This window comes from Microcoleus sp. S13C4 (assembly GCF_036700865.1).
Taxonomy (GTDB): Bacteria; Cyanobacteriota; Cyanobacteriia; order Cyanobacteriales; family Microcoleaceae; genus Microcoleus.
This window is the reverse complement of record NZ_JAUBPS010000024.1, coordinates 45,253-64,556: the sequence shown is the minus strand read 5'-3', so window position 1 is coordinate 64,556 and position 19,304 is coordinate 45,253. Positions and strand designations below refer to the sequence as shown.

Annotated in this window: 15 protein-coding genes and 1 other RNA gene; 6 read left to right on the top strand and 10 right to left on the bottom strand. The window is 45.1% G+C overall.

Translation table 11 applies throughout. From position 1 onward, the window contains the following. Window positions 1-138 precede the first annotated feature (138 nt). Both thiO and QT996_RS12650 read left to right on the top strand, forming a co-directional pair. The gene (thiO, locus tag QT996_RS12655; RefSeq protein WP_333046892.1) at window positions 139-1,248 is read left to right on the top strand and encodes a glycine oxidase ThiO; all 1,110 of its coding nucleotides are present in this window, start codon (window positions 139-141) and stop codon (window positions 1,246-1,248) included. A 113-nt stretch (window positions 1,249-1,361) separates the two neighbouring features. Continuing rightward, window positions 1,362-1,568, top strand: coding sequence for a hypothetical protein (locus tag QT996_RS12650; protein ID WP_333046891.1), 207 nt, complete (start codon window positions 1,362-1,364; stop codon window positions 1,566-1,568). 371 nt (window positions 1,569-1,939) lie between these two features. Here QT996_RS12650 and QT996_RS12645 read toward each other — a convergent pair whose 3' ends face one another. Continuing rightward, a complete protein-coding gene (locus QT996_RS12645) occupies window positions 1,940-2,407 on the bottom strand; it encodes a hypothetical protein (RefSeq protein ID WP_333046890.1) in 468 nt (155 codons plus the stop codon). Between the two features lie 145 nt (window positions 2,408-2,552). Further along, entirely contained in the window at window positions 2,553-2,801 is a 249-nt protein-coding gene (locus QT996_RS12640; RefSeq protein ID WP_333046889.1) for a hypothetical protein, read from the bottom strand. A gap of 27 nt (window positions 2,802-2,828) precedes the next feature. Between QT996_RS12640 and QT996_RS12635 the strand changes: the two genes are divergently transcribed. Continuing rightward, on the top strand, window positions 2,829-3,011 hold the full coding sequence (locus QT996_RS12635; protein WP_333046888.1) for a hypothetical protein: 183 nt from the start codon (window positions 2,829-2,831) through the stop codon (window positions 3,009-3,011). A 593-nt stretch (window positions 3,012-3,604) separates the two neighbouring features. Continuing rightward, window positions 3,605-4,720: a fatty acid desaturase gene (locus tag QT996_RS12630; protein WP_333046887.1), complete on the top strand. Its 1,116-nt coding sequence runs from the start codon at window positions 3,605-3,607 to the stop codon at window positions 4,718-4,720. 208 nt (window positions 4,721-4,928) lie between these two features. On the opposite strand, the gene QT996_RS12625 is transcribed toward QT996_RS12630, so the two are convergent. After that, window positions 4,929-6,677, bottom strand: coding sequence for an ABC transporter ATP-binding protein (locus QT996_RS12625; protein ID WP_333046886.1), 1,749 nt, complete (start codon window positions 6,675-6,677; stop codon window positions 4,929-4,931). 497 nt (window positions 6,678-7,174) lie between these two features. Here QT996_RS12625 and groL point away from each other — a divergent pair, with 497 nt between their 5' ends. After that, window positions 7,175-8,869 (top strand): chaperonin GroEL, encoded by a 1,695-nt coding sequence (gene groL / locus QT996_RS12620; RefSeq protein ID WP_333046885.1) that lies wholly within the window; start codon window positions 7,175-7,177, stop codon window positions 8,867-8,869. 331 nt (window positions 8,870-9,200) lie between these two features. On the opposite strand, the gene QT996_RS12615 is transcribed toward groL, so the two are convergent. The 3 genes from QT996_RS12615 to QT996_RS12605 form a co-directional block, all read right to left on the bottom strand. Next, window positions 9,201-9,458 (bottom strand): DUF2811 domain-containing protein, encoded by a 258-nt coding sequence (locus QT996_RS12615; RefSeq protein ID WP_333046924.1) that lies wholly within the window; start codon window positions 9,456-9,458, stop codon window positions 9,201-9,203. A 557-nt stretch (window positions 9,459-10,015) separates the two neighbouring features. Further along, complete coding sequence (locus QT996_RS12610; RefSeq protein ID WP_333046884.1) at window positions 10,016-11,518, bottom strand: cryptochrome/photolyase family protein; 1,503 nt, start codon at window positions 11,516-11,518, stop codon at window positions 10,016-10,018. Window positions 11,519-11,614: 96 nt separating this feature from the next. Then, on the bottom strand, window positions 11,615-12,274 hold the full coding sequence (locus QT996_RS12605; protein WP_333046883.1) for a class I SAM-dependent methyltransferase: 660 nt from the start codon (window positions 12,272-12,274) through the stop codon (window positions 11,615-11,617). A gap of 664 nt (window positions 12,275-12,938) precedes the next feature. Between QT996_RS12605 and QT996_RS12600 the strand changes: the two genes are divergently transcribed. Continuing rightward, entirely contained in the window at window positions 12,939-14,984 is a 2,046-nt protein-coding gene (locus QT996_RS12600) for an ATP-binding protein (protein ID WP_333046882.1), read from the top strand. 59 nt (window positions 14,985-15,043) lie between these two features. On the opposite strand, the gene QT996_RS12595 is transcribed toward QT996_RS12600, so the two are convergent. The 4 genes from QT996_RS12595 to corA form a co-directional block, all read right to left on the bottom strand. Further along, on the bottom strand, window positions 15,044-16,174 hold the full coding sequence (locus QT996_RS12595; RefSeq protein WP_333046881.1) for a Gfo/Idh/MocA family oxidoreductase: 1,131 nt from the start codon (window positions 16,172-16,174) through the stop codon (window positions 15,044-15,046). 168 nt (window positions 16,175-16,342) lie between these two features. Beyond that, a complete protein-coding gene (gene rnc / locus QT996_RS12590) occupies window positions 16,343-17,050 on the bottom strand; it encodes a ribonuclease III (RefSeq protein ID WP_333046880.1) in 708 nt (235 codons plus the stop codon). Between the two features lie 272 nt (window positions 17,051-17,322). Beyond that, an RNA gene (rnpB, locus tag QT996_RS12585) (RNase P RNA component class A) lies at window positions 17,323-17,756 on the bottom strand. 318 nt (window positions 17,757-18,074) lie between these two features. Further along, a complete protein-coding gene (corA, locus tag QT996_RS12580) occupies window positions 18,075-19,259 on the bottom strand; it encodes a magnesium/cobalt transporter CorA (RefSeq protein ID WP_333046879.1) in 1,185 nt (394 codons plus the stop codon). Window positions 19,260-19,304: the final 45 nt, after the last annotated feature.

The window sequence follows — 19,304 nt, the reverse complement described above, 5'->3', positions numbered from 1 at the left end:
AAAGGCTGATAGGACGATCGCCTTGCCAGATAATCTGTAAGACTTGCATAATAATTCTAACTGTAAGGTGTGCTTAGCGCACCTTACCCTAAAGAAACCCGAGAGGTCAAAAAAGCCAGAAAGTCCATATAAAAGTTAATGAATTCATCTAAAGATATTCTGATTATTGGCGGCGGAATAATTGGTCTTTCGCTAGCTGTTGAACTCAAATTGCGAGGGGCATCTGTCGCGGTTCTTACCGCAGATTCTAAACCACCGACTGCCAGGGCTGCGGCTGGAATGCTTGCCCCGCAAGCCGAACGAATTCCTCCCAGTCCGATGCTGGATTTGTGCTTGCAAAGTCGCGCGCTGTATCCGGCGTGGGTGGAACGGCTAGAAGATATTACCGGATTGAAAACGGGATATTGGCGATCGGGAATTCTCGCACCCGTGTGTCAAAATGAGCCTCAAGAAAAGCCGTTTTTGTCAAACCTTAATTCTCAATGGTTGGATGGAGATGCGGTTCGCCAGCACCAGTTTGGATTAGGTAAAGAAGTAATTGGTGGTTGGTGGTATCCTGACGACGCTCAAGTTGACAACCGCGCTTTGTTTCGGACGCTGCAGAGCGCAACCAAAGAATTGCAGATTGAGATTATTCAAGACACTGCAAAGGAAATTATTCGACAGGAAAACCGAGTTGTTGGCATTGAAACAACAGCAGGAAAATTGCAAGCAGACCGTTATGTTTTGGCGGCGGGTGCTTGGTCTGAGCAGTTATTGAATGTTCCTGTTTTTCCAAGAAAGGGACAAATGCTGTCAGTATGTGTACCAGAATATTGTAAAGTTATCCAGCCGCTGCAAACCGTTCTATTCGGGACAGGGATTTATATTGTGCCGCGTCAAGATGGCAGAATTATTATTGGCGCAACTAGCGAAAACGTGGATTTTACGCCGGGAAATACGCCTGCGGGAATCCAAAGTTTGCTAGCAGGAGCGATTAAGTTATATCCCGAATTACAAAATTATCCGATTCTGGAGTTTTGGTGGGGATTTCGGCCGGCTACTCCTGATGAGTTGCCGATTTTGGGTGCTAGTGCTTGGGAGAATTTGACATTGGCTACGGGGCATTACCGCAATGGCATTTTGTTGGCTCCGGTGACGGCTAAATTGTTGGCGGATTTGATTGGGAATCATAAATCAGAGCCGTTATTGGCTGCTTTTCATTATTCGAGGTTTCCTGAATCTTGGAAGTTGGAAAATGGTAAATAGTGAGATTTTTTGCTTTTTTTAAGACGAGGCAGAGCCTGGTAACGAGAAACTAAAGTCCACCAAAAGGATATTTTTTGCTATAATCTAATCAGCACAATAGGGTTTTGTAAGTTATGACTTTCAGTGATGTGGTCGAGACGATCAAAAATCTTTCTACTGACGAAAAGCAAGAGCTTCAACTGTTGTTGAAGCAATATCTCCGGGAAGAACGTCGCGAAGAGATATATCAAAATTTTAAGTCAGCGCAGATTGGACAACAAAAAGGTGAACTGAAATTTTTCGCTAACATCAATGAACTCAGAGTAATGATAGATGAATAATCGTGGAAGTCCGTTTCAGTTCTTCATTCAAGCGTGCTTTCAAAAAGCGGATCAAAGGCGATGCTGATTTGGAGGCTAGGCTTTGGCAAAAGCTGGAACAGTTCATCAGATAGCCGTTTGAACCAATCTTAAAAACTCATAAATTGTCCGGTAGGCTTAAGGAGTTTTGGAGCTTTAGCGTAGATTACGATGAAAGGGTACTTTTCTACTTTACAGAAGACGGAAAAGCCGTCTTTGTAGATTTGGGAAGTCATGATGAAGTATATTAATCGACAGAACATTTGCTACAGTAATCTGTATCTGTAGGGTGCATAGTTTACACCTTACCGCTGTAAGTAGCGTGCCAAACCCTTTTTTTTGTAAGTCCTCAATTAGTTCGCATCCTGTTTTTTTGGTTGGTTTAATTCCCTGCATTTAGCGGCAGCCAAATCGTAAGCATTTTGGTAATCGCTACCGCCTAACATCAAATCACCGTAATATTCATAAGGTTGATTCCCATAAATAGGCAGCGGGTCGTCTTCAGGATAATCTTCTTTTGACTCTTCTAGGATTGCTTTGAGTTTCTTGAGGCTGAAGCGCTGGACTGGGAAGTAATGAATGTCTTGAGCGATGAAACCGAGATGGGGAAATGTTGGGTCAACAATTCGCTCGTCGAGTTCAATCCAGCTATACTCGATAGGTTTATATGGCACTCCGGGCACAGCTAAAAAGCCTTGAACATAAATCGCGCCCTCGGTGGCTAATGCTGCTTTACAAGCGTTGTCAAAGCAGTTTTTACGGTTGCTTTTGATGCGAGTCGCCATTTCAATAGAAAGCGCCTCATCTAATAGTTCGGTCATAACCCATTTCTAGTCGCGTGTGCGATTAGATTGTAGCAAATCCGAGCTATCTCCGAGCACAAAAAAACGCAGCCAATTGCGATCGCTCCTCGAATTCTCGTCTCAAGGAGTTGATCCAAAATCCTCTGCGGTTGTGGATGTTGTGTCAGCTTTGATTTCCGAGATGGGCTGTTTGTCGATCGCCCCTATAGCCCGCCCATAAAAAGTTTTCGCCAGTAGCCCAACTTTTGAACCTGCGATCGAGTTGGGGTAGAACCCGGTACGGTAAAGTGTGGCACAGACGATGCAAGCAAAAATAGCGGCCGCCTACATCACCCAATGGCGATCGTGCAAGCAACCAATCATATTCATGCCTTCCGGTGCAGCAATTTGTTCGGTGGCTGACAGGCTTCACAGTTTTTTGTGCAAACAAAGTTGAGTTATGACGATTCTCGCTGAGACATGGGAATATCCTCGGATTGGTAACAACCGGGAAATAAAGAAAGCCCTGAAAGCATTTTTGACTGGGAAATTAGAGACAGATGCTTTATTGCCGACTGTTCCCGCGCTGAAAAATATGGTAAAATCTGCGACTGTCCTGCGGCAACAAATCAATGCGAGTTGAAAATAACAAGCGTCAAGGTAGCTTTGGGTATTGACAGAATCTGTTAATTCACCCACAATATGCTGACCATTGGATACACTGCTTGAAATGGATTTTTCACGCCTGGTTGATGCCTCGTGATTTGTCATGTAAATCTGCCTATCAATACACCTGTGAAGTGGCAGGTTGATACGGCTCCGCATCACTTACCATTCCTAACTGAATTAATTGTCTAGCAAAGATGATCGGCAAGGACAGTCAATAGAGCAATCCGCTATCTCAACTTTTCTTCAAATCATGGCCACCGAAAACCCCACCCAAGAAATTATTATTTTCCTAACACGTAAGGATAAAATAGAAAAATTTGCTGCAAGGATTAGCAATTACTACGGCAGTTTGTTATGATTAAGTACGTCAAATCCGGGATAAACTTCAGCTTGGTCAAACCACCAAAAGGAGGAGCTAATGAACTAAATATTATCAGCAGTTTTGTAAAGTAGGGGTCATTTTTCCACCGCAATTAACCCAATTACCTGCAATAAAACAATGCCCAAAATAGCCACCCTATCCTGATGGTAAGCTAAGCACTTATCCACACACCATAGATATACTGAATGAAAAACGCGATCAAAAAGTCAGATTTTGTGCTAGCTCCTTATATGAAGAGCAACAATTTGACAGCTACTTGCCAAATACTCAATACAGTGGTTCCTTATACATTCTTATGGTTTTTAGCATTTAAAGCCGCTGCCATTTCTGTATTCCTTCTTCCGCTGATAATGGTGTTGATGACCCTTTTTTCAGGACGTTGTTTCTCTTTGATGCACGATTGCGGACACTATTCTCTTTTTAGTTCCAAAAAAGTCAATCGCATTATGGGTTTTCTGCTAGGTATCATCAATGCGATTCCTCAGTACCCCTGGTCGAGGGGACACGCTTATCACCACAAACATAATGGTAATTGGGATATGTACCGAGGCCCTTCGGCGTTGATCTCCACCGAAAAATTTGCGGCGCTAAGTCCATTTAGTAAAAAAATCTATCAGTTACTCAGACACCCGTTGATGCTGTTTCCCGGTGGTTTTTTCTATCTAATTATTAAGCCAAGACTCGCGCTGATATTGGGAATTACGGGTTTTATCCGACATATTTTTGCTTGTCTCAATCAAGATTTTGGCATGGGTTTATCTGCAATCATTGCTTCTTATAAATCCAAACATTGGTATACGACGGCTGAATTTTGGGATTTACTGTTCAACAATATTTGTGTTGTGGGTAGCTGGATTTATCTGAGCAACTTACTGGGGTTTGGCTTTTTCTGGAGTGTTTACTCAATTGTCATGACTTGTTCGGCGGCAATATTTATCTGTATTTTCTTTGTACAGCATAACTTTGAGGGTTCTTACGCACACAAAACAGAGGGCTGGGACTATCTGCTGGGCGCAATAGAAGGCAGCAGTTATCTCAAATTACCAACTATTCTTAATTGGTTTTCGGCTGATATTGCTTACCACAATATTCATCATCTCTCTGAGCGAATACCTAACTATAATCTTCGGGCTTGTCACAATGCTAATATTCACCTCCTGGCTAATTCAAAATCCCTGACAATTCGCGATATTCCTGACTGCTTCCAATTCATTCTTTGGGATGCTGCTTCAGATAGTCTGCAATCGATTAAATTATTTCAAGAACAAGAAGAAATTCCCTTGAGTAATGTAGCTAATTAAAATCGCTTGGCAAGGAATTTGGTTGCTTCTTTATCCCCAAAATCCTATGATATCGTTTCCGGTTGCACCGGAATTATATAGAGGACACGGCAGTGCCGTGTCCCTACCGCGATTAATTGTAGGGACACGGCACTGCCGTGTCCAGGCTGTGGGTAATATTAATTCCGATGGTATCGGATTTGACATAACTCAAAGTATCTGTCACTTTTCAATGCAGCAATTCCTCTAATTTTTGCTGGTTCCACAAATACTGATAAAGCCCTGTTTCCCCTACCAATTCAATGTGAGTGCCACTCTGAACTATTTCTCCTTTCTCCATCACAAAAATGCGATCGGCACTAGCCGCTGCTGACATTTGATGCGAGATAAAAATTACCGTTTTGCGATCTGTTCCCGTTGCCAAGTTTCGCAAGATGTCGGTAGCAGTTTGATTGTCAACACTCGAAAGAGCGTCATCCAAAATTAACACCGGGGCGTCCACTAACAAAGCGCGAGCAAGTGCCGTCCGCTGCCGCTGTCCGCCGGATAAAGTAATGCCGCGCTCGCCGACAACTGTTTTGTACTGCTGCGGAAAGTTGAGGATTTCGGCGTGAATTTGCGCTTGTTTTGCCGCGGCTTCAATCTCCGGCTGTTCCGCTAAAGGGTTTCCGTAGCGGATGTTATTCTTGATGGTAGTGCCGAACAGAAAACTTTCTTGCGGAACGTAGGCGATCGCCCCGCGCAATTCGGTCAATTTTACCTCGGTGATATCCTGTCCGTCTAAAAATAACTCGCCCGGATCGATATCGAGCAAGCGTGGCAGCGCATTAGCTAAAGTTGATTTTCCCGAGCCGATCGCCCCAACAATCGCGACAGTTTCTCCCGGTTTTATGGTAAAATCAACATCTTTGAGCGCGGGTATCTTAGCACCCGGATAAGTATAATTTAGATGGCGAGCCGCAATTTCGCCTTTGACTGGGGTTGGTAGTTCAACTGCATCGGCAGCATCCTTAATTTGCGGTTCCACAGTCAAAATTGATTCGATGCGATCGACACTCACTTCTCCCCGCTGGTAAGCAGTAATGGTGAAACCCAACAGCGCCGTCGGAAACACCAAACGCTCGACATAAATCAGCAACGCCACAAAATCGCCAATGCTAATTTGGCCATTAGCAATTGCCCCGCCACCCGCAGAAAGCAGCACCAACAAACTGATGCTTGCCAAACCGCCCAGCAGCGGAAAAATAAAGTTTCTAGTTTTTGCTAATTCCAAATTTGCTGATAGCAACTGCGCGTTGCTATTGCGAAAAGCTCGGCGTTCGTTTTCTTCTTGAGCGTAGATTTTAATTACGGACATCCCGCTCATATCTTCCTGGATTAAATCGCTCATCGCCGACAATTCCTCTTGCACGGCTAACTGTTGGATGCGAAGTTTGTCGCTAAATAACTGTACCAAAACCAGCATTAAAGGATAAACTGCGATCGCCAACAGCGTCAACCTTACATTAATCCCCAGCATCACCGGCAAAGTCAAAGCATAGGCAAATGCCGTATTCGCCAAACTCAGCACCGCAAACCCCACCAAGCGCCGAATATTGTCCAAATCGGAAGTAGCGCGGTTAATTAAATCTCCTACCGTATTGGCTGCAAAATAAGACGGTTCTAATGTTAATAAATGGTTAAAAATTTGCTGTTTGAGGTCAAATTCTACTTGACGCCCGACGCCAAACAGCAAAATCCGCGACGCCATCCGAATTACCCACATGATTGAGGCGAGAATCAGAATTAGTGCCACGAAGTTGAAAACTTGGTCAAATTTAGTCGCAACTTGGAGAGTGTCAACTGCATTCCGAATCAGCAGGGGAATGTAAACGCCCACAGCATTGACAACTAATAGCGAAAAAACGCCCCAGAATGTTGGTTTCCAGTGCGGGCGCATATAAGAGCCGAGTTTTTGCAGTCGAGAATAACGAGCCATTTGTTAGTGGGTAATTTGAGATTGATTGAGGAAAGGAAGAAGGAAGAAGGAAGAAGGAAGAAGGAAGGCGCAATCTTCAGCTCATGTTTGAGTAATTAGGAACGTCATCATCGTCGGGCGTGGTTGCTATAGAAGGTAGAAGGTCGAAAAAAAGAATAGAAGCTCTATCGAGAGGTAGATGACCGAAAACACAAGTTAAGAAATTTTTAATAAAAATTCTGCTTTGGGATGACGCGCCATCAAAATTAGGTTTTGACTTCAAGCAAAACCTGATTATATCGATATGTAACAAACCACATTATATCTGTGCTGACACGAGATCTGTGGGGACATGGCAATGCCCTGTCCTTAGCCACTCGGAACCAGCTTGCCCAAATCTCCAATCCGTCCCCCCAATCCCCCACACCGTTGAGGCGCGCTACAATCAAAAATCGATCAACTTAGCACTCAGACTCAGAGAGTGCTAAATTTGCTAATGTAAGCGATTGGAGACAAACATGACCAAAATAGTTGCATTTAGCGACAAATCTCGGCGGGCACTAGAACGCGGCGTCAATCAACTCGCCGATGCTGTCCGCATCACCTTGGGCCCGAAAGGCCGGAACGTCCTATTGGAAAAGAAATACGGCGCTCCCCAAATCGTTAACGACGGTATCACCGTTGCTAGGGAGATCGAACTCGAAGACCCCCTGGAAAATGCCGGCGCTCGCTTAATTCAAGAAGTTGCCTCCAAAACTAAAGATATCGCAGGCGACGGCACAACAACCGCAACGGTTCTAGCTCAATCCCTCATTCGCGAAGGTTTGAAGAATGTAGCCGCGGGCGCGAACCCAGTCGCGCTGCGCCGGGGTATTGAAAAAACGATCGCCCACTTGGTGCTGGAAATCGAGAAATTGGCGAAACCCGTGGAAGGGGCTGCAATTGCTCAAGTCGCCACTGTCTCCGCCGGTAACGACGAAGAAGTCGGCGCCATGATTGCCCAAGCAATGGAAAAAGTCACCAAAGACGGCGTAATTACTGTTGAAGAGTCGAAATCTCTGACAACGGAATTGGAAGTTGTCGAAGGGATGCAGTACGATCGCGGATATCTTTCTCCGTATTTCGTCACTAACACCGACCGCATGGAAGTTGAGTACGAAAACGCTCGCATCCTGATTACCGACAAAAAAATTAGCTCGATTCAAGAACTAATTCCAGTTCTCGAAAAAATCGCCCGCACAGGTCAACCGCTGCTAATTATCGCCGAAGATATTGAAGGCGAAGCTTTGGCAACTCTGGTAGTCAACAAAGCCCGCGGCGTATTGAACATCGCAGCAACGAAATCTCCTGGTTTTGGCGAGCGGCGCAAAGCTATGCTTCAAGATATCGCCGTGCTTACTGGCGGTCAACTGATTTCTGAAGAAGTCGGACTCAGCATCGATACCGCAACCCTAGAAATGCTTGGTACCGCCCGCAAAATTACGATCGACAAAGAAAACACCATCATTGTCGCTGGCGAAGAACACAAAGCTGACGTGCAAAAACGGATCGAGCAAATCCGCAAGCAGCTAGAAGCGACCGATTCCGACTACGACCAGGAAAAGCTAACCGAACGCATCGCCAAACTCGCCGGCGGCATCGCTGTAATTAAAGTCGGCGCAGCTACCGAAACCGAGCTCAAAGACCGTAAACTGCGTATAGAAGACGCTTTGAACGCTACTAAAGCTGCTGTGGAAGAAGGTATCGTTGCCGGAGGTGGCACGACGCTAATTCACCTGATTACAAAAATAGATGCGATCGCACATACTTTAGACGCCGAAGAACAAGTAGGCGCTGACTTGGTGAAGAAAGCTTTGGAAGCACCATTGCGTCAAATCGCAGATAATGCCGGTGTTGAAGGTTCCATCGTCATCGAGCGAGTGCGGGCGAGCGAGTTCAACATTGGCTACAACGCACTCACCGACGTGTACGAAGATATGATTGCCGCCGGGATTATTGACCCGGCTAAGGTGGTGCGATCGGCTTTGCAAAATGCCGGTTCCATTGCTGGTATGGTTTTGACCACTGAAGCTGTGATTGTCGAAAAACCCGAGAAGAAAAAAGCCGGCGGCGGCGACATGGGCGACATGGGCGGCATGGGCGGCATGGGCGGCATGGGCGGCATGGGTGGCATGGGCGGCATGGGCGGCATGGGCGGCATGGGCATGATGTAGTCTTCAGCCATTAGTCAGCAGTCATGAGTCTGTAGTCTGTAGGGTGCGCCATAATCACCATTGGTGTCAACAAGCGCATCTTCTGTAGTACCCGTCTGTTTGACGATTAGCGCAGCTTATCCCCCCGGCGCCCCCCTGATAGTCCGGGGGGACTTGAAGCTATCAAAGTCCCCCTTCTTAAGGGAGATGCAATGGGGATCGGGACTAAGCTAGAAGCGAGAGTTCTCATGGATTTTAAGCTTAAGTTGACACCTATGCAGTGGGCGCCTTACCCGATCGATAAACTAAGATTCTTCCAGGAAACCGCCTCTGGCCCCTCTCCCGTTCTCTTTTAAGACGAGGGAGTTACATTGTTGCTGTGCAAGTCTTGAGGAGATTGAAACAGAGTTTCGAGATAAACTCTCGCAGCCTGGCGATAGCTGCGCGAAAGTTCAGGCGTACCGCTATCGGCATTCTGCAACAAAAACAGCGACAGCGCTGCGGAAAATACTCGGTCTAGATCCCATTCAGGATGGGTTTCCAGGTAAGTTTTGAGAGAATCGTGCAGCGTTTCGGGAATTTCGGCAAAAATACTGACTGTTGGGTTCATCATTTTTTTTAGTCTCGCTAATAAATTGAAAACAGAACCCCCCTTCGGCCGGATACAGGTGCAGGCACAGCCGAAATCAGAGCGCTTTTTTTTAGGTCGGTCGCATCATTGTGCGCTATCAGGGGGTGGGTTTGTCAATGTTGCGAAATATTACAAAGTCCTTTATATAAAAAAAAGGTTTACCAAATAATAAGCTTTTCAGGGCATTTTTTGTTACATATCTTTATATTTTGGGAGCTTTATGAAAGATTGGGCAGCAAGTTAACGAAATCCCCAATTCCGCAGCAAGAGGCTACCGTGCCGTTAATTTCTGTGGAAAACTTTGTCTAATCTGTGGAAAACCTCAGACTTGCCTGTGGAAACACTGTGGAATGTTTAGGGAAAAGTCAGGGAAAAAATAAGAATTGCAAAGGGCATGGGGCATGGGGGCATGGGCATGGGGCATGGGGCATTGTTGACTGTTGACTGTTGACTGTTGACTGTTGATTAATGTTATTGGTTATTTGTTATTAGCCACTGCAAAGGATTAACAACTGACAACTGACAACAGTCAACAGTCAACTGACTAAGTGCCACTCTGCTGCTTTTTGGCGGATGGTTGCCAATTCTTCCGGTGGCATTTTGTCGAGATTGGCTAAGATAAAGCTCATGCGACCGATCGACTGAAGTTTGTCCCGGTGGCGCGCGAGGAAATCCCAGTAGAAGAAATTGAACGGACAGGCATTTTCGCCCGATCGCACTGTGCGATCGAATTTGCACCCCCGACAATAATCGCTCATTTTATTGATGTAATTGGCAGAAGCAGCATAGGGCTTCGACGCCAACACACCGCCGTCAGCAAACAAACCCATGCCCAGCACATTAGTCTGCATTACCCAGTCGTAGGCATCAATAAACGCACTGTGGAACCATTTTTCTAGCTGCTGGGGCGAGATTCCCGCAATTAGACCAAAATTGCTCACAATCATTAAGCGCTGGATATGGTGCGCGTAACCGCTGACTTCGACTTGAGTTAAAACTTGGCGCAAACAGTTCATATCTGTTTTGCTAGCGTCCCAAAAAAACTCCGGCAGCGGCTGAGTGTGGTTGAACCAATTCTTCTCAAAATAATCAGCATCCACGTAAAAATACATACCGCGAATGTATTCTCGCCAGCCCAGAATTTGGCGGATAAAACCTTCGACGCCGTTTAAATTTAATTTTTTTTCTAAGTAGGCTGTTTCGGCCGCTTGAATAACTTCTAAAGGATGCAGCAAGCCAATATTGAGATACGGAGAAATTAGGGAATGCCACATTGTTTCCTCCCCCGTTACCATCGCATCTTGATAAGGGCCAAAAGCAGGAAGACACTGTTCGATGAAATGCTCTAATACTTGCAGTGCTTGCTCTCGCGTAACTGCCCAGCGAAAAGGTTCAATCTTTCCGTAAGTTGGGAAAGATAGAGATTTAACTTGTGCAATAACTTCTTGAGTTATGCCGTCCGGTTCAAACCATAGAGGTTTCGGTGTATCCAGTTTTCCTTTGGGTGGCTGACGATTTTCTTTGTCAAAATTCCACTGCCCTCCGACAGGCTTATTGCCATCCATTAAAACTTGGAAACGCTGGCGGCTGGCTCGATAGAAGTCTTCCATTAACAAACGTTTGCGGCTTGACGCCCAATCTTTGAATTCTGTTTCTGTCCAGAAAAAGTGATTGTTGGGAATTAGGGTTATTTTGCAGGGGAGTTGCAAGTTTTGAAGAATCTGTAAAAAAGGTCTCTCGTTCGGAGCCATCACCTGCACTTCGGTGATATTGTGAGCTTGTATCCAAGCTTTGAGAGGTGTTTCAAAGTCGCCCGATGTTTTGTAAGTGACTTGGCAGCCGCTGCCGCGCAATTCTTCAGCAAAGTGCCGCATTGCCGACCAAATTAATACTAATTTTTGTCGGTGGTAGCGGCGCTGTTGAACGTGCTGCCAAGATTCAATTAAAATTACGGTTAGGGAAGATTTATCATCTGTGCGGTTGAGAGCAGCTTGGTTCTGCCAAAGTTGATCGCCTAATATCCAAATGCCAACAGTCATTTTACTTGTTTTACCCTAAAAGTTATATTTTACTTTTTATGAGCGCTGGTTGTCTATTCACAAAAATTAATTTGGTGAAAAATCACCACCCAAAACTCATAATTTATCCGCTTGTGGCGAGAACGTACTAGAGCATAACATTGATTTCCAAAGATAGGGCCATCGACCAGCAAATTTAAATTTTATGTCTGTGTATCCTTCAGATGTTAATAACTTGGTCAGCGTCTCTACTGAAAAAAATTTAATGTGACCGTTATCCCAAAGGACGGTAAAATGTTTGTCTAGTTTACCAGAAACCGCTAAAGCCAGATTTTTTAAATACCCGTGATAGGGTGTGGAAATAATTAGCCTTCCTCCGGGATTGAGGCATCTTTTGGCAGTTTTTGCTAGTTCTTTAGGATAAAGCAAGTGTTCGATTACTTCAATAGCTAAGACAACATCAAATGAGTTCAGAATATCGGTATCTGGGAGGTCGTAAATATCTGCTTGGATAAACTGACACTCGGGGAAACTTTGACTGGAGATGGCAATTCCGGGCGCAGAAGTGTCAACGCCGACAACTTCGCAGCCCTGCTCTGCGATAACGTGACTGAGGCTGCCATTGCCGCAGCCGAGATCCAAAACTCGGAGTTTTGTCTTGCTGGTGTGCTGAAGTGTCGCCAGCATTTCTAAAAGGGGAGATATCAAATAAGCGTGATGATATCTCGGACGGTTGTTTGTGTAATAATACGTATAATTGCTAAAGTTTTTTTTCATCGATGAAGCTATGGAGATTATTGCCGAGACCGCGAATTTATGGAGCGTGGGTGCACTGTTTGGGCCAAGGTTCCCCACATTAGGGTTGTCAGAGTTGATCGGCAGCTCGATCGTCTCATTCTTTTTGTTTGACAGGTGAATTATTGTCACCGAATCAACCAGATGCCAAAAGAAATCTTTCACAGGGTGCAAAATCTTGCATCGCCCATCTCTGGCCCATCTCTCGAAGGCATTCGGAAAGAAAAAGTCCGATCGAGCAAGAATTCTCTCTGTACACTAGCCGGAAACCGAACTTTTTGCTTGTTAATTGGGGGCGAGTGCATCCATGCGATTCTAGCTTCAAGCAACTGCGGTATGTTCACCCGATGCTTTTTCCAGCCTGAAAAATTGGCTCCTGGGCGATGAGGTGCCAGTCCCTCCGAGAATTGAGAAGGGAAGTGTGACCGAAATCACAGGCAGTGGCGAAACAAATTGCTGAGCATCTTTGGGTCTACAGACTTAGAATCGAGATTACTACAGTGGCTTATATAATTGTGTTTAAATGTTGTTCTGAAGCGGTGTTCTCCAGTCAGCAGAGTCCCCTAGACAGATTCATGCTTTCGGTCTGGTTTATTTCACTTTAATGGTCGCTGTTGGGTGTTGCACCTTAATTTAGATATTTCCTATGGTTAAGTTAGGTCAATCCTCCTTTCGCCGTATTTTACTGTCGCGGATTTTGTTGCTCAGCGTACCTGTTCTACTGGTGGGGGAGTACGTTACCTATCGCAAGGCACGCTCAACGCTTCTGGAAACTGCTCGTCAAAACTTGACAGAAAGTGCAGTCAGAAAAGCAGACACTATTGAACAGTGGGCGAAATCGCTGAAGTCGAATCTGATCGGCGCTTCGGAAAGCTCGATGTTGCAGTCGGTAGATCCGAAGGATTATCAAAAGTTTATCGCCCAATTAGGGCAGCGGTTGCCAGCGCAGGTTGATTGCTTGCAATTGACTAATTTAAAGACAAATCAAGTGATAGCAAGCACTTGCGGGCAGCAGCCGATTCAGTCGTTGCCGGCAAAATTTTGGCCACCCGTACAGCAGCAGCAAACGCTGCTGGACGACAAGAGCGTTTACATCAGTCTGTCCTTACCTAAGCAACGACAGGGGACAGCAAACGATCAGAAGGTGGCTTTGGGGGCTGAGGATTTTCCTGGTGCGGGTAAAGAAGGCTCCGATAGCCAAGCGAGTTTGGTGTTGAGCGCTCCTGTTTACATTCGTCGGGGCAATACCCTGCAGTTGAGTTATGCTTTGAGTTTGCAGTCGGCTTTGCCTGTCCAAACCAGCGCTCCCAAGGGTTCTTTGGCCGGCTATACGGTGGCTATCGACCAAGATGGGACGATTTTGGCCCACCCGAATATAAACCGCGTGGGCCGCAATATCGCCCAAGAGGCAGATGCCGATCGACTCAAAAGTATTGTCAAAAGGGCGATCGCAGGCGGAACAGCTTTTCTCCATCTCTTTTCTTTTGAAAGAAATGGTGTAGAGTTACTAGCAGGATACGCTGCTATCCCGAGTCCTTCAACTAAACAGGAGAACAGCAAGTGGATTATTTTAGCTGTTTCTCGTTTAGATTACGCTCTGTCAGGTTTGGAAGAAATTCAGCAAGTTTTATTTAATTTAATTGTAGGTTTGGTTGCTGCTAGTATCATCGCGACTTTATATCTGTCTCGCGACTTGGCGCGTCCTGTGGAAAAACTCAGAGACTACGCGATGAAAGTAGATACGGAAGCGTCGCAGACAGTGCCCCAAGATTTCCAAATTAGGGAATTCAATCAACTATCAGAAGCACTAAACAGCATGGTGCAGGGCCTCAGATCCCGGGCAAAAGCATTGGAAGTCGCAACCGAGGAAGCGCAAGTTGCGAATCAATTAAAAAATGAATTTTTGGGAAATATTTCTCACGAATTGAGAACGCCGCTCAACGGGATTATTGGTTTTATTCAAATTGTGCGCGACGGCTACTGCGATGACCGAGATGAAGAAATGGAGTTTTTACAGCGGGCCCACGACTCGTCCATGCAATTGCTCAATATTATTAATGATATTTTGGACATTGCTAAAATAGAATCCGGCACCTTCTCCATGATCTTAGAAGTAGTTGATATTATTCAGGTACTTGAAGATGCCATTGATTTGCAAGCGACTCCAATCGAGGAGAAAGGCTTGAAGTTACGTTTGCCAGATCCTCATGATCCGATTATTGTTCATGCCGATCCAGAGAAGCTAAAACAGGTGTTTTTAAATGTTTTGAGCAATGCCGTTAAGTTTACAGAGTCGGGCAGCATTAATATATCTGTGCGGCTAGAGTCGAGGACTAATTCTGGTAGTTTTAACGGCAGTGGGGAAACTACGACTGGCACCAGCGCTCAAAGCGATTGGGTGGTGGTGACAATTAAAGATACGGGAATTGGTATTGAGCCCGAGAACCAGCAGAAATTGTTTCAACCTTTTGTGATGGCTGATGGTTCTACAACTCGCAGGTTTGGCGGTAACGGTTTGGGCTTGGCTATCTCGCGAAGGATAATGGAATCTATGATCGGAAGCATTACCCTGCACAGCGCGGGCGTGAATCAAGGTACTACGGTGATGATTTCTTTGCCTGTTAATCAGCAGTCAAGTTTTTATTTTCACAGCCCGGACTTAGTAACGGAAAAGGGAAATTTCAAAAGTTGAGGAGTGATTTTCCCAATCTAAAATCTAAAATCTAAAATCTAAAATCTAAAATCTAAAATCTAAAATGGTATTAGGGGCTGTCCGCCGAGTTCGAGGGATTTGCTCAAAGTGCTGAGAATGCGGATTAATTCAACGGAGGCGGAGCCGGAAGAGGTAGGACAGGAGGTATTAGTGTAGACGCAGTTGAGGAAGCGATCGCACACTCTCCTGAGCGGTTCTACTTGTTCTAAACTCAACACTTCGCGGTGTTTAAGGCTTGTTGGCTGCGGTGCGAGCGCACTTTCAAAAGAGTTATTCTCTTCGCCTCCCCAATCTGGATTGCCACGCTGCACAATCAGGGGAGTTTCTGGCGACATTTCGTCAAAAATCAAGGTTCCCAAACTGCCAACAACTGTTAAGCGCCGTTGTTTGTCGGGATTTAGCCAGCACAGGTGAATAAATGCTTGAAATCCGTCGGGATAGGTAAGCGTTACCCAAACTAAATCTGCTAGTTTGTCGGCCGGATTAGTAGTCAGCAGTGAAGGAGCCAATTGATTTTCAATTTCTGCTGTTTCTTGATTTATTCCTTTTTCCTTGTTCCCTTTTCGTGATTCCTTCGGAAAAACAGTGCCGATCGCCCTTACTTCAATTGGGGTTTGTTCCAACCAAGTATTGAAAATCGCGATATCGTGAATAGCTAAGTCCCAAAGGGCATCAACGTCATGGCGAACAGGTTCAAAATGGGTGCGCTGGGCGTAACCGTAGCGCAATTTTCCCAGTTGATGCTGTTTAATAATTCTTTGGCCTCGATCAACTGCTGGATGAAACAGATAAGTGTGGTCAACGAAGAGTTGCCGCTGCTGTTTTTCGGCTAATTGGCAGAGTTCTATGGCTTCCGTGAGGTTGAGGGCGAGAGGTTTTTCTGCTAAGACGTGGTAGCCTTGTTTCAGCGCTGCTGCTGCGAGGGTGTAGTGTGTGGAAGCTGGAGTAGCGATCGCCACAGCTTGCAGTCCCGGTAAGGCTTGCACTTGAGACCAATCGGTAGCTAGAATCACCGAGGCATCCAGATTAAACTGTTTTTGAACGGCCGCCAATGAATCTCGATTCGGGTCTACCACCGCTAAAACTTGGCTATTGGGATGTTCGAGAAAGTTGCGAATTAGGTTAACTCCCCAGCGACCTGCACCCCATACAGCTATTCCGATTTTCATTAATTATAATTTCAAAAATAGCACCGGAATTCTAGCATATTTTGTTATTATCTATGTTTTAATAAAAAAAAATCACGGTTGACTCTTGACTGTTGGGAGTAGTTATTGGTTATTGGTAGCAGCTAACAAATAACAAATCACTGCTAACACCAGTCAACTGTCAACTGACTAATGACTACCAACTAATTTATTGAAAGCTACCTGAGCCGCTGCTTGTTCGGCCGCTTTGATCGATCGACCTTTTCCCTCTGCTACCAACTTTCCCTGAATGAGAACTTCTGCTGTAAAACGATCTTCCCCGCCCTGCACTGTCCCGGTTTCTTGCACGCTATATTTGGGCAAAGTTTTGTATTTGCCTTGAGTCAACTCTTGGAGAGCAGCTTTGTAGTTTTGGCGGGCAGGATCGCTGCGGATTTCTGTCGCTAAGCGTTGAAAGTGAGAATCTAGCCAAGGGCGAATTAATTCTAAGCTCTGGGTACTCAAATAAAGCGCAGCCAGTACCGCTTCCAAAGCGTCGGCCAGTCGGGGTTCAGCGCCTGTTTTGTCCGAGGCGGCGCTGCTGGAAACAATTAAATAGCGATCGAACCCATAACTTTCAGCGATTTTAGCAAGAATGCGATCGCTCACCAAGATCGATCGAATAGCCGCAAATTCCCCCACTGTACAGTCGGGATAAATCTCAAACAACAATTCCGACGCAGCCAGTCGCACAACTGCATCCCCGACAAACTCTAGTTGCTCGTAATTTGCCTTAGCTGACGCGCTCGCATGAGTCAAAGCTAAATCGAGGAGATGCCATTTTATCGCATCATTTTTTTGCAGTCCCAATTTTTGAATTAATGTTTCAAGTTGCTTTTGGCGACCCGGATAAATCATACCATTTTAGATTTTAGATTTTAGATTTTAGATTTTATAATTGCGAATCACGGATGACTATCCTGGCTTGGAGCTTGTGTAAAGTTGCATTATTTTTTGAAAATGGTATCAGATTCATCTCGCCAAAAAGCTTTTCATTAAAAAACTAAATAGTCCTCCTGGTGCTTATGGTGAACCTTACCTAAAAGCAGTGCACACCTTTGCCAACATAAAACAGGTCGAAAGGATTTGTTGACCTTATTCCCAAGCGGTAATTTTAATTAAATGGGGGGGGAAAAAGTCGGACATAAGCCGGGTTCTGTTCTCTCAACTGCAAGCAGTTTTCGAGGGCAGTTATCTATCTGGGACGCCTGTTACCAGACGCCTCAAGCGGTACCAAAAAACGGAACTGGTAAAAAACCAACCATAGTTCCTCCGACCTTGCTCCCAACTGGGGTTTACCGAGCCAGCACCTCTCGATGCTGCTGGTGCGCTCTTACCGCACCTTTGCACCCTTACCCCCTCACACTTTGCGATGTTCGATGCTTGATTTTTGATTCAATCTCAAATCTCAAATCTTAAATCTCAAATCGGGGGGCGGTATCTTTCTGTGGCACTATCCTCACGATCGCTCGCACTGGGCGTTACCCAGCAAGTTTGGTTTTTCGGGAGCCCGGACTTTCCTCAGACCAGCTTTCGCTAATCCGCAACCGCCTGCGCCTACTTTTTCCCCAGATTTATTGTACGCGATCGTTCGTCAATCAATTTAAGATTTGAGATTGAAGATTTTAACTTGTCGCCCACTTAATTTAGGGATTTGTGTTTATTCAAACTCTTGTACGGTAGGCCCGAAAGCCCGCCCAACAATTGAATTTCCCTGCAACTCCCCTTAAATTCACTCACGGATGAATCAGGGGGCACAAAAGTTGGCAATTATCATACAAGGATTTAGGACACGGATTCAACTAGGGGCAGGAAACCTTTTTACCTAACAGGATTTAGAATTCTTCAATCTTGAATCCTAAATCTAAAATCTTCAATTCGGTTACTTTCTTGAGTCATCTTTCACAGTAGAAAAGTTTTCAAACCAGCCGCGCCGCCAAAAGAAGTAAACTAAAGCAGAGGCTATCGCTAGCATCAGCGTCCAACAAAGCGGATAGCCAAAATACCAATTCAGTTCTGGCATATTCAATGGCGATTTCTCTGTATTGAAATTCATCCCGTATACTCCCGCCACAAAAGTTAGAGGAATAAAGATACTAGAAATCACTGTCAGCAGTTTCATAATTTCATTCATTTTATTGCCAACCGAGGACAGATAAACATCCATTAAACCCGAAGACAACTCTCGATAGGTTTCCACCATATCCATCACCTGCACCGTGTGATCGTAACAGTCGCGCAGGTAAATTCGCACCTCCGGACTAATCAAATCACTGCTATCTCGAATCAAAACATTAATTGCATCCCGCTGCGGCCAAATGGCACGGCGCAGAGTCAGCAATTCTCGCCGGATTTTATAGATTTTTTCCAGGGTTTTGCGGGTGGGGTTCACCACCACTTCATCCTCTAATTCTTCAATGCGCTCTCCGTAAACTTCTAATACTGGGAAAAATCCATCTATAATCGAATCTAACAAAGTATAAGCCAGATAATCTGCTCCGTGTTTGCGAATAATTCCTTGTCCTTTACGAATGCGATCGCGCACAGGTTCAAAGCAATCATAGTCCGGTTCTTCCTGAACAGTTAACAGGTAGTGCTTGCCCAAAATGAAACTTACTTGTTCTTTATGAAAAGTATCTAATTCGGGATGGAGCATCACCATCCAAGCAATGATTAAAATGTGTTCTTCATAGTCTACTACTTTCGGTCGCTGGGGAACATTAACTACATCTTCCTGAGCCATTAGGTGTAAATTAAACACTTCGCCCATTTGTCGCCAAGTTTCTTGGTTTCCCAATCCCAACATATCAACCCAAGAAACAGATTCTGTATCTAAATAAGGAGCAGCTATTCGAGGATTTGCCAATTTAGCGCGAGTTGCGGATATTTCGCAATAGTCAATTAATACAATCTCCGGAGGCGGCGCATCTGGTTCTAAGTCGAGAGTTCCCGGCGGAGCCCCCGGATCATCATAAAAATAGTCAACATAGGAATCATCATCATCATCATCTTCTTCTTTAATTTGTTTGGCAACGGCACTAGAAGTATGTATGCTTTTGTATACCATGCTAATATTCCTGACTTTTAGAACCTTTAATTAGATTATCATTTT